Raw genomic sequence first — 7,793 nt, 5'->3', positions numbered from 1 at the left:
CCTCGCCGTCCTCGGCTGACCCGCCCCCGCTGACAGGACCCCGCTCCGGCACGGCGCCGTGGGGTGCGGCGCCGTGCCGGAGCGGGGTCCTGTCAGCGGGGGCGGGTCAGCCGAGGACGGCGAGGGCGTCGATCTCGATGAGGAGGCCGGCCGGGAGGCCCACGTAGACGGTGGTGCGGGCGGCCGGGGCGACGGCGAGATCCTTGAAGTAGTCGTTGTAGATCTCGTTCATCTCGGCGAAGTGGCCGGTGTCGGTGAGGTAGACCCGGATCATCATCACGTCGTCCCAGGTGGCGCCGCCCTCGTTGAGGATGGCCTCGACGTTGGCGAAGGTCTGGAGGGTCTGCTCGCGCAGGGTGGGCCCGGCGGGGGTGGGGGCCTGGCCCTCGACGGCGGGCAGGAAGCCGACCTGGCCGGCGACCTGGAGGAGGTTGCCCTTGCGCACGCCGTGCGAGAACTTCGCCGGCGGGGTGGTGTGGGTGGGCGGGGTGAGCGCGGTCTTGGTGGCGGCGGTCTGGTCGGTCATGGTGCTTCTTCCTTGCCGGTTGTCTTTCGGGGGGCGCTTCCTGAGTAGTCCCGGCTGACGGCGTCGGCGGTGCGGCGCACCAGCGGGAGCAGGGTGAGGAGTTCCTCGGCGGTGACGACCACGTTGGGCGCGGACACCGACATGGCGGCGGCGACCCGGCCGTCCGCGCCGCGCACGGGGGCGGCGACGCAGTTGATGGACTCCTCGTGGCCGCCGAGGTCGGCGGCCCAGCCCTGTTCGCGCACGGTCGCCAGCTCCTTGAGGAAGGCGGCGGCGTGCGGGGTCGAACGGGACGTGTAGAGGGGGTAGTCGAGCCGGCCGGCCACGGCGCGGCGCTCGGGCTCGGGCAGGTCGGCGAGCAGCAGCTTGGCGACGGCGGCGACGGTGATGGCGACGGGCTTGCCGATGCGGGAGTACATCCGCACCGGGTAGCGGCTGTCGACCTTGTCGATGTACAGCACCTCGCCGTCCTCGTGGACGGCCAGGTGCACGGTGTGCCCGGTCTGCTCGCCGAGGCGTACGAGGTGGGGGTGGGCGACCTCGCGCACGTCGAGGTTCTCCACCGCCTCCTGGGCGAGGGCGAAGAGCCGGGCGCCGAGCCGGTAGCGCTGGTCCTCCTGGCGGTAGACCAGGCCGTGTTCGTGCAGGGTGCGCAGCAGCCGCAGCGCGGTGGACTTGTGGACGCCGAGGGCGGCGGCCACCTGGCCGAGGTCGGCGGGGCCGCGCGCCAGCAGCGGCAGGATGCTCAGCGCCCGGTCGACGGTCTGGCTCATGGTGTGCGTCCCTCCTGGTCTGCCCCCGTCCAGCCGGGGCCGAGGTGCAGTGTCCCCCAGGCCTCCTCGTCCAGGGCGGCGAGCCGGTCGGCGTATCCCCGGGGCGGCGGCGGGGCGAGGTCGCCGGGGACGGTGAGCGCGGCGGCGGCCGCCAGGTGCCCGTGCCGGGCCCGGTCGCGTACCGGCAGGTCGCGCAGGGTGGCGGAGAGGAACCCGGCGGCGAACGCGTCCCCGGCGCCGACCGGCGCGACCACGTCCACCCGGGGGGCGGGGACGTGCAGCGGGCCGTCGCCGGCGGCGTAGACCACGGCCCCGTCCGCGCCGCGCTTGACGACCAGCACGTCCGGCTCGGGCAGGGCGGCGCGCACGGCGTCCGGGCCGTGCAGGGAGAAGGCGTCGGCGGCCTCGTCCTCGCCGACGAAGACCAGGTCCGCGCCGCGCGCCAGCTCCAGCAGCACCCGGGCCCGGGAGGGCTCGGGCCACAGTCCGGGGCGGTGGTTGACGTCGAAGGAGACCAGCGGCCGGCCGGGGCGGCGGGCGGTGAGCGCCCGGGCGAGGTCGAGGCAGCCGGACGAGAGGGCGGCGGTGATCCCGGACAGGTGCAGGACGCGCACGCCGGCCAGCCGCTCGGGCCGCAGGGTGTCCGGGGTCATCGCGGAGGCCGCCGAGCCGGCCCGGTAGTACAGCACCTCGTGCGCGCCGGAGGCCCGGTCGGTGGCGGTGCGGAAGTAGACGCCGGTGGGGCGGGCCGGGTCCCGCCGCACGGCGGAGGTGTCCACGCCCCAGGCGGCGATCGCCGCCACCAGGTGGTCGCCGAAACCGTCCGCGCCGACCCGGCTGACCCAGCGGGTCCGGTGTCCGGCGGCGGCCAGCGTGCAGGCCACGTTGGACTCGGCGCCGCCGATGGTGCGGGTGAACGACGGCACGTCGGCGAGGCGCCCCGGCCGCGAGGGCAGGAAGGTGACCATGGACTCGCCGAGGCAGACGACGTCGGTGTCCGCCGGGCCGCCGGCGGGAGCGGCGGCCTCGGTGGCTGGGCCGGTGCCGGGTGCGGTCACGGTGGGCTCCTCACGGCGGGGCGGGATCGGGGTGCGGGGTCGGGCGTACGGGGCCGGGCGGCGCGGTCGGTGCGGATGCGGGGCCGTTGACCCGGCGACGAGCCGGATGCTAGACAGCGGTGAGCGCCATACGCAATGACCGTTGCACATAATGCAACACCACTCGTACCGCACCGGAGGGCACCGTGGCCGCCGACCCCCAGGCCGACTCCCAGGCCGACCCCTTGGCCGACTCCCTGGCCGACCCCTTGGCCGGCTCCCAGGCCGACCCCTTGGCCGGCTCCCAGGCCGACTCGCTGGACGCCGAGCGCGTCGACCACCGCTTCAAGGGGCTCCCGCCGGACGCGGACGGCCGCACCGTCGGGCAACTGGCCGCCGAGCGCCGGTCCCTGTTCACCGGCGGGTTCACCACCCCGGTGCTCGCCCTGTCCGCCGAGTCGGTCGAGCACAACCTGCGCCTGCTGGAGACCTACGCCGAGCGGCACGGGCTCGCCTTCGCCCCGCACGGCAAGACCTCCATGGCCCCGCAGCTCTTCGACCGCCAGATGGCCTACGGCGCCTGGGGCGTCACGGTGGCCGTGCCGCACCAGGTCCGGGTCTGCCGGGCGTTCGGGGTCTCCCGGATCTTCTTGGCCAACGAGCTGGTGGACGCCGCCGCGCTGCGCTGGCTGGCCGGTGAGCTGGACGCCGACCCGGAGTTCGAGTTCGTCGCGTACGTGGACTCGGTGCGCGGCGTCGAGCTGATGGACCAGGCGCTGACGGCGGCCGGGTCCGGGCGGCCGGTGGACGTGGTGGTGGAGCTGGGCGCCGGGGCCGCCGCCCGCACCGGGGCGCGTACCGACGCGGACTGCGCCGCCGTCGCCGACGCGGTCGCCGCCGCGCCGACCCTGCGGCTGGTCGGCGTGGCCGGCTACGAGGCCGAGGTGCCGGACGCCGCCCCCGACGCGGTCCGCGCCTGGCTGCGCCGGCTGACCGCGCTGGCCGCCGCCTTCGACGCCGCCGGGCGGTTCGGGCCGGACGTGGAGCGGATCGTGGTCAGCGCGGGCGGCAGCGCCTGGTTCGACACGGTCGCCGAGGTCTTCGCCGAGCTGCCCGAGCTGTCCCGCCCGGCGCTGAAGCTGCTGCGCTCCGGGGCGTACGTCTCCCACGACGACGGCCACTACCACCACCTCACCCCGTTCAACCGGGTGCCCGAGGAGGGCGCCCTGCGGCCGGCGTTCCGGCTGTGGGCGCAGGTGGTGTCCCGGCCCAACCCCGGGCAGGCGTTCGTCAACGCGGGCAAGCGGGACGCCGCCTACGACCTGCACCTGCCGGTGGCGCAGGTGGTCCGCTCGGCCCGGGACGGCTCGGTCCGCCCCGCCGACGGGATCACCGTGACCGGCCTCTCCGACCAGCACGGCTGGCTGGCCACCGAGGCGGGCGCGGAGCTGGAGGTCGGCGACTGGGTCGGCCTGGGGCTCTCCCACCCGTGCACCGTCTTCGACAAGTGGCAGCTCATCCCGCTGGTCGAGGCGGACGGCACGGTCACCGACTACATCCGCACGTTCTTCTAGGAGTCGGGGCAGCCATGGACCTGGTGATCAGGGGCGCGACGGTCGTCGACGGCGGCGGCGGGGCCCCCTACCGCGCCGACGCCGGGATCAGCGGCGGCCGGATCGCCGCGCTGCGCCGGGAGGGCGAGCCGGCGCTGACCGGCCGGCGCACCCTGGACGCGCACGGCCTCGCGCTCTCCCCCGGCTTCATCGACATGCACGCGCACAGCGACCTGGCGCTGCTGCGCGACCCGGACCACAGCGCCAAGGCCGCGCAGGGCGTGACCCTCGAAGTCCTGGGCCAGGACGGGCTGTCGTACGCCCCGGTGGACGACCGCACCCTGGCCCAGGTGCGGTCCGCCATCACCGGCTGGAACGGCGACGGCTCCGACGTCGACTTCGACTGGCGCACGGTCGGCGGCTATCTGGACCGGCTGGACCGGGGCTTCGACGGCCAGGGCATCGCCGTCAACGCCGCCTACCTGATCCCGCAGGGCACGGTGCGGATGCACGCCATGGGCTGGGAGGACCGCCCGCCCACCGCCGGCGAGCTGGACGCCATGCGGCACCTGGTCGCCGAGGGCCTGGAGCAGGGCGCGGTGGGGCTGTCCTCCGGGCTGACCTACACCCCCGGGATGTACGCGGCCGACGCCGAACTGACCGAGCTGTGCCGGGTGGTGGCCTCCTACGGCGGCTACTACTGCCCGCACCACCGCAGTTACGGCGCCGGGGCGCTGGAGGCGTACGCGGAGATGGTGGCGCTGACCCGGCGCGCGGGCTGCGCCCTGCACCTCGCCCACGCCACCATGAACTTCGGCGTCAACAAGGGCCGGGCCGGCGACCTGCTGGCCCTGCTGGACGGGGCGCTGGCGGAGGGCGCCGACATCACCCTGGACACCTACCCGTACACCCCGGGCTGCACCACGCTGGTCGCGATGCTGCCCAGTTGGGCGGGCGAGGGCGGCCCGGAGGCGGTGCTGGCGAGGCTGGCGGACGAGACCGGGGCGGAGGAGATCCGCCGCCATCTGGAGGAGCTGGGCTCGGACGGCTGCCACGGGGTGCCGATCGAGTGGGACACCATCGAGGTCTCCGGCGTCTCCGACCCGGCGTACGCCGGCTACGTCGGCACGACCGTACGGGCGGCGGCCGAGGCGCGCGGCGAGGCCCCGTGGACCACGGCCCGCCGGCTGCTGATCGGCGACCGCCTGGGCACCACGATCCTCCAGCACGTCGGCCATGAGGAGAACGTCCGGGCGATCATGCGCCACCGGGTGCACACCGGCGGCTCGGACGGCATCCTCCAGGGCGCCAAGCCGCATCCGCGCGCCTACGGCACCTTCCCGCACTACCTGGGCCACTACGCCCGCGAGCTGGGTGTGCTCTCGCTGCCGGAGGCGGTCGCCCACCTCACCTCCCGCCCGGCCGCCCGCCTCCGGCTGCCGGACCGGGGCCTGGTCCGCGAGGGCTACCGGGCCGACCTGGTGCTCTTCGACCCGGAGACGGTCGCGGCCGGCTCCACCTTCGAGCGGCCCCGCACCCTGCCGACCGGCATCCCGTACGTCCTGATCGACGGGCGGTTCACCGTCGAGGACGGCCGCCGCACCGACGTGCTGGCCGGCCGCGCGGTGCGCCGTACGCCGCTGTGAGCCGCTACGTCCGGGCGCCGGCCCGGCCCGCCCGGCCCGTGCGCTGCCCCGGCAGCGTCCGGGGTCGGGCGCCCGCCGTCTCGCTGCGCAGCAGCCGCCACCCGGCCAGCCCGGCCAGCGCGCCCAGCAGGAAGCCGTACCAGGGGGTGGCCCCCGAGGGGTGGGTCTCGTAGGCGAGCGCGGCGGTGAGCACGGCGAGCACCCGCCCCGCCCGGCCGTCCCAGCGGACGGCGGCGACCGCGCCGAGCCCCCACAGCAGGTACCAGGGCTGGACCATCGGCGAGAGCACCACCAGCGCGGTGACCGCCAGCCCGAACCCGAGCACCGGCTCCAGCCGTCCGCGCGCCGACCGCAGCGCCAGCCACCCGATCACCCCGGCCGCGACCGCCAGCCCGGCCGTCCGCACCGCCGCCTTCACCGCGTCCGGGTCGGCGCCGGTCAGCAGCCGCAGCCCCTCCCCCAGCGCCAGCCCCGCATCGCTGCTGACCGACAGCGCGGTGTGGATGGCCGAGGCGACGCCCTGGGTGTGCGTCCAGCCGAACCCGGTGCCCGCCGCCACGCTCGTCGCGGCCACGACCAGGGCGGCGACCAGCCCTGGCCCGAGCAGGCCCTTGGCCACCCGGGCGGCGACCGGCCACCCGGTGGCGGCCCGGCCGGCCAGCACCCCGGTGAACAGCAGCGCCAGCGCCGCCGGCGACTTCACCATCACCGCCAGCCCGATCACCGCGCTGCCGGCCACCCACCGCCCGCGCCGCGCCAACACCAGCCCCGCCAGCACCAGCCCGATCATCAGCCCGTCGTTGTGGGCGCCGCCCACCACATGCATCAGCAGCAGCGGATTGAGCACCCCCAGCCACAGCGCCCCGGCCTCCCGCCGGTCGGTCGCCAGCCGGCGCACCGACCACACGATCAGCACCAGCGCCGCCAGCGCGAGCAGCCGCAGCGCCAGCACCGCCGGGACCAGGGCGCCGCCGGTCGCCGCCGCCACCGCCCGGGCCAGCAGCAGGAAGAGCGGGCCGTACGGGGCGGGGGTGTCCCGCCAGTTGCCGCCGACGCTGGCGGCCGCGTCCCCGCCGGGCCCCGCCGGGTCGAGTACCGAAGGCCCGGCCTGGTACACGTCGTGCCCCTCCAGCACCATCGCGCCCTGGGCGACGTAGCTGTACACGTCCGCGCTGTACAGCGGCGGGGTGAGGGCGAGCGGCGCGGCCCAGCAGCCGAGGGTGCGCAGGGTGTGCCGCACGCCCGCGCCACTGCGCCCGTACGCCCACCAGGCGGCGAGCAGCACGGTCAGCCCGGCGTAGGCCAGCAGGGCGCCGGCGATCTGGGCTCCGGCGCCGTGCGGTGTCCACACGCCCCAGGGGTCGCGCGCCGGCAGGGCGCCGGCCGTCCAGCCGCCGGCCGCCATCGCGACCGCCCCGGCGAAACCCAGCCACCGCGCCCCGGCGGCGCTCCCTGCCCGTGCCCACATGACCGGTCAACCTATCCGGGACCCGCCGCCCGCCCCGGACGCGGGTCCCGCCGGCCGTCCGGTCGAGGGCCGGGGCTACCCGGCCGTGCGGTTGAAGGAGGTGTTGACCGCGGTGATCCCGCCGTCCACCCGCAGTGTGGCCCCGGTGATCCAGGCGGCGTCCGCCGAGGCCAGGAAGGCGACGGCGTTGGCGACGTCCTCCGGCTCGCCGACCCGGCCCAGCGGGTAGACGTGCTCGGCCAGCTCGCGCAGCCGCTCCTCGCGGCCGGCCCAGGCGCGGGTGCGGACGGTGCCCGGGTTGATCTGGTCGACGCGTACGCCGTCGGCGGCGGCCTCGTCGGCGAGGGTGCGGGTGAGCGAGGCGAGAGCGGCCTTGGCGGCGCTGTAGGCGTGGCCGCCGAAGGACTGGTCGGCGTTGACCGAGCCGATGTGCACGATCGCGCCGCGCCCGGAGGCGGCCAGGTGCGGCAGCGCGGCCCGGGCGCAGCGCAGCGCCCCGGTGAGGGTGACGTCCAGGGCGCGCTGCCACAGCTCGTCGGTCAGCCCGCTCACCTCGGGCACGTCGGCGGTGGGCCCGAGCGCGTTGGAGACCAGCACGTCCAGCCCGCCGAAGCTCTCCACGGCGTGCGCCACCGCCGCCCGCACACTGGCGTCCTCGGCCACGTCGCAGCGCCAGGCGACCGCCCCGTCCACCCCGCGGGCCGTCTCCCGGGCCGCGTCCTCGTCCACGTCGGCGACCAGCACCCGTGCGCCCTCGGCCGCCAGCCGCCGTACGGGCGCCGCCCCGATC

Annotated in this window: 7 protein-coding genes; 2 read left to right on the top strand and 5 right to left on the bottom strand. The window is 76.5% G+C overall.

From position 1 onward, the window contains the following. Positions 1-106: 106 nt before the first annotated feature. The 3 genes from C6N75_RS16070 to C6N75_RS16060 are packed head-to-tail and all read right to left on the bottom strand — an operon-like array spanning position 107 to position 2,267. Positions 107-526, bottom strand: coding sequence for a RidA family protein (locus C6N75_RS16070; RefSeq protein WP_105869592.1), 420 nt, complete (start codon positions 524-526; stop codon positions 107-109). Further along, positions 523-1,299, bottom strand: coding sequence for an IclR family transcriptional regulator (locus C6N75_RS16065; RefSeq protein ID WP_105869591.1), 777 nt, complete (start codon positions 1,297-1,299; stop codon positions 523-525). The genes C6N75_RS16070 and C6N75_RS16065 overlap by 4 nt, the downstream gene beginning before the upstream one ends. Further along, positions 1,296-2,267 (bottom strand): sugar kinase, encoded by a 972-nt coding sequence (locus C6N75_RS16060; protein WP_407703230.1) that lies wholly within the window; start codon positions 2,265-2,267, stop codon positions 1,296-1,298. Before C6N75_RS16060 ends, C6N75_RS16065 begins: the two co-directional genes overlap by 4 nt. Before the next feature lie 338 nt (positions 2,268-2,605). On the opposite strand from C6N75_RS16060, the gene C6N75_RS16055 reads away from it, so the two are divergent. Both C6N75_RS16055 and C6N75_RS16050 read left to right on the top strand, forming a co-directional pair. Then, positions 2,606-3,910, top strand: coding sequence for an alanine racemase (locus tag C6N75_RS16055; RefSeq protein WP_407703229.1), 1,305 nt, complete (start codon positions 2,606-2,608; stop codon positions 3,908-3,910). Between the two features lie 14 nt (positions 3,911-3,924). After that, positions 3,925-5,535, top strand: a complete 1,611-nt coding sequence (locus tag C6N75_RS16050; RefSeq protein WP_105869589.1) for an N-acyl-D-amino-acid deacylase family protein — start codon at positions 3,925-3,927, stop codon at positions 5,533-5,535. 4 nt (positions 5,536-5,539) lie between these two features. Here the strand turns inward: C6N75_RS16050 and mptB are convergent, their stop codons facing one another. Together mptB and C6N75_RS16040 are read right to left on the bottom strand one after the other, a co-directional pair. Next, entirely contained in the window at positions 5,540-7,003 is a 1,464-nt protein-coding gene (mptB, locus tag C6N75_RS16045; RefSeq protein WP_105869588.1) for a polyprenol phosphomannose-dependent alpha 1,6 mannosyltransferase MptB, read from the bottom strand. A gap of 75 nt (positions 7,004-7,078) precedes the next feature. Further along, complete coding sequence (locus C6N75_RS16040; RefSeq protein WP_258177444.1) at positions 7,079-7,792, bottom strand: SDR family NAD(P)-dependent oxidoreductase; 714 nt, start codon at positions 7,790-7,792, stop codon at positions 7,079-7,081. Position 7,793 lies beyond the last annotated feature (1 nt).

Origin of the sequence: Streptomyces solincola, from assembly GCF_002982015.1 — a bacterium.
In the GTDB taxonomy this organism is placed as follows: Bacteria; Actinomycetota; Actinomycetes; order Streptomycetales; family Streptomycetaceae; genus Streptomyces; species Streptomyces solincola.
The sequence above is the reverse complement of the archived record's forward strand: the minus strand, read 5'-3'. Positions and strand labels throughout refer to the sequence as shown.

Coding starts and splice junctions, on each gene's coding strand:
- C6N75_RS16070 (WP_105869592.1), bottom strand. CDS start 526: ATGACCGACCAGACCGCCGCCACCAAGACCGCGCTCACCCCGCCCACC.
- C6N75_RS16065 (WP_105869591.1), bottom strand. CDS start 1,299: ATGAGCCAGACCGTCGACCGGGCGCTGAGCATCCTGCCGCTGCTGGCG.
- C6N75_RS16060 (WP_407703230.1), bottom strand. CDS start 2,267: ATGGTCACCTTCCTGCCCTCGCGGCCGGGGCGCCTCGCCGACGTGCCG.
- C6N75_RS16050 (WP_105869589.1), top strand. CDS start 3,925: ATGGACCTGGTGATCAGGGGCGCGACGGTCGTCGACGGCGGCGGCGGG.
- mptB (WP_105869588.1), bottom strand. CDS start 7,003: ATGTGGGCACGGGCAGGGAGCGCCGCCGGGGCGCGGTGGCTGGGTTTC.